At 73.5% G+C, this 2115-nt stretch carries 3 protein-coding genes and 1 pseudogene; all 4 read left to right on the top strand.

What is annotated here, in order from left to right; genetic code table 11:
- Positions 1 to 174: pseudogene (truB, locus tag SACSA_RS24640) on the top strand (tRNA pseudouridine(55) synthase TruB); the annotation flags it as partial.
- A gap of 48 nt (positions 175 to 222) precedes the next feature.
- Positions 223 to 1182, top strand: a complete 960-nt coding sequence (locus tag SACSA_RS0112470; protein ID WP_028661821.1) for a bifunctional riboflavin kinase/FAD synthetase — start codon at positions 223 to 225, stop codon at positions 1180 to 1182.
- A gap of 142 nt (positions 1183 to 1324) precedes the next feature.
- Positions 1325 to 1804, top strand: a complete 480-nt coding sequence (locus SACSA_RS0112465; protein WP_019816267.1) for a helix-turn-helix domain-containing protein — start codon at positions 1325 to 1327, stop codon at positions 1802 to 1804.
- A gap of 2 nt (positions 1805 to 1806) precedes the next feature.
- Positions 1807 to 2115, top strand: a 309-nt coding sequence (locus tag SACSA_RS0112460) for a 2'-5' RNA ligase family protein (RefSeq protein ID WP_019816266.1), incomplete at its 3' end; no start/stop codon positions are given.

Raw genomic sequence — 2115 nt, 5'->3', positions numbered from 1 at the left:
CGCGCCGGACGGTGGACGCGGCCGAGGCCGACGCCGTCCGGCACGGCAGGCGCGTTCCGACCGCGGGTCTGGACGGCACGTACGGAGTGTTCGACCCCGGACGGGCGGGTGCTCGCCCTCGCGGTCGACGCCGGGGCCTTGGCGAGGACCGTGGTGGTGCTCGCGCCCGCGTGAGCGCACCGGGGCGGGCCCGGGGCGGTGGGGCCGGTTACGCTGCCATCCGTGCAGCGATGGCGTGGGTTGACCGACCTGCCCGGCGACTGGGGCCGGTGCGTGGTCACGATCGGGCTGTTCGACGGCGTCCACCGGGGCCACCAGGCACTCATCGCCGAGACGGTGCGCACGGCCCGCAAACGCGGCCTGCCGAGCGTGGTCCTCACGTTCGACCCGCACCCGTCCGAGGTGGTGCGGCCCGGCAGCCACCCCGCGCTGCTGACCACGCTGGCGCGCAAGGCTGACCTGGTCGAGGGGCTCGGTGTCGACGTCTTCGCCGTCCTGCCGTTCACCCCGGAACTGTCCCGCCTCGGCCCGGACGAGTTCGTGCACGAGGTGCTCGTGGACGCGCTGCACGCCGCCACCGTCATCGTGGGCGAGAACTTCACGTTCGGGCACAAGGCGGCGGGGGACGTGCAGACCCTGCGCAGGCTGGGCAAGCGGTTCGGCTTCACCGTGCACGGCGCCTCGCTCGAAGGCCGCACGGTCGGCGAGGACACCGACAACGGCGAGATCACCTACTCGTCCACGTATGTGCGCTCCTGCATCGACGCCGGGGACGTCGCCGCGGCGGCGGAGGCGCTCGGGCGTCCGCACCGGCTGGAGGGCATCGTCGTGCGCGGGGAGGGCCGCGGGCACGACCTCGGCTATCCGACCGCCAACCTCTCGCTGCCCCGCTACGCCGCCGTGCCCGCCGACGGCGTCTACAGCTGCTGGTTCGTGCGCGGCGGCGAGGACGGCGAGCGCCTGCCCGCGGCGGTCTCGGTGGGCACCAACCCCACCTTCTCCGGCCGGGAACGCACCGTGGAGGCGTTCGTCCTCGACGTGGACGCCGACTTCTACGGTCAGCAGGTCGCGCTCGACTTCGTGGCCCGGCTGCGAGGCCAGATCCGGTTCGACACCCCGGAGGAGCTGGCCGAGGGTATCGCCGACGACGTGTCGCGCACCCGCGCCACGTTGGGGCTCTGACACCCTCCGGTCGACGGCGGCGGTCGCGATTGCGAACGCCTGGAGTATTCGGCCCCGGGCGCGGACGCGACCTGGCAAGATGCCTACACGCACCGCCGGTCCGCGATCGGCGGCCCGTCGTCGAGGGGAGCGGAACGTCACCGTGGAGGACCACAAGATCGTCCAGCGGAACATCGCGTTGCAGCGGGAGTGGTACGGCGAACCGCTCGGCGATCGTGTGCGCAGGCTCGTGGTCGCCTTCGACGTCTCGCAGGCCTATCTCGCCGAGGTGCTCGGCATCAGCGCTCCGATGCTGAGCCAGGTGATGAGCGGACGCCGGGCCAAGATCGGCAATCCGGTCGTGCTCGCGCGGCTGATCATGCTGGAGCGCAAGGTGCTCACCCCGGAGGTCGCGGCGGGCAGCGCGGCCGCCATCCGCGCGGCGCTCGAGGACGTCCGGGCCGCGCGCCCGACGGTGAGCCGGGACAGCCTGCCGGTCGGCGTCGTCCCCGACGAACAGACGGTGTTCGCGGCGCTGCGCGAGATCGCCGAGGAGGAGAGCCTGCTGGACGCGGCCGACCGGCTCGACACCGACTTCCCGGCCATCGCCGATCTCCTGCGCAGGGCGGGGAAGGTCACCTGACGGTGTCTCCCGACGGTGCCCGTGCCCGCCTGTTCACCGCAGTGGTGCCCTCCGCCGAGGCGATCACCGCGCTGCGGCGTGAACTGGACCGTCACCCGCGAGTGGCCGGCGACGGGCGGCTGCGCTGGATGACGGTGCGGCAGTGGCACGTCACACTCGGTTTCTACGGCGACGACGACCCCGGCGCGCGGGAGGCGTGGGTGCGCGCGCGTCTCGCGGGCCTGCGCGCTCCGGTGATGCGGATGCGGGGGGCGGGCTCGTTCCCGGGCGTGCTGTGGACCGGGATCAGTGGCGAGCGCCTGGCCGAGCTG

The organism is Saccharomonospora saliphila YIM 90502 (assembly GCF_000383795.1).
Lineage (GTDB): Bacteria > Actinomycetota > Actinomycetes > Mycobacteriales > Pseudonocardiaceae > Saccharomonospora > Saccharomonospora saliphila.
The sequence above is the reverse complement of the archived record's forward strand: the minus strand, read 5'-3'. Positions and strand labels throughout refer to the sequence as shown.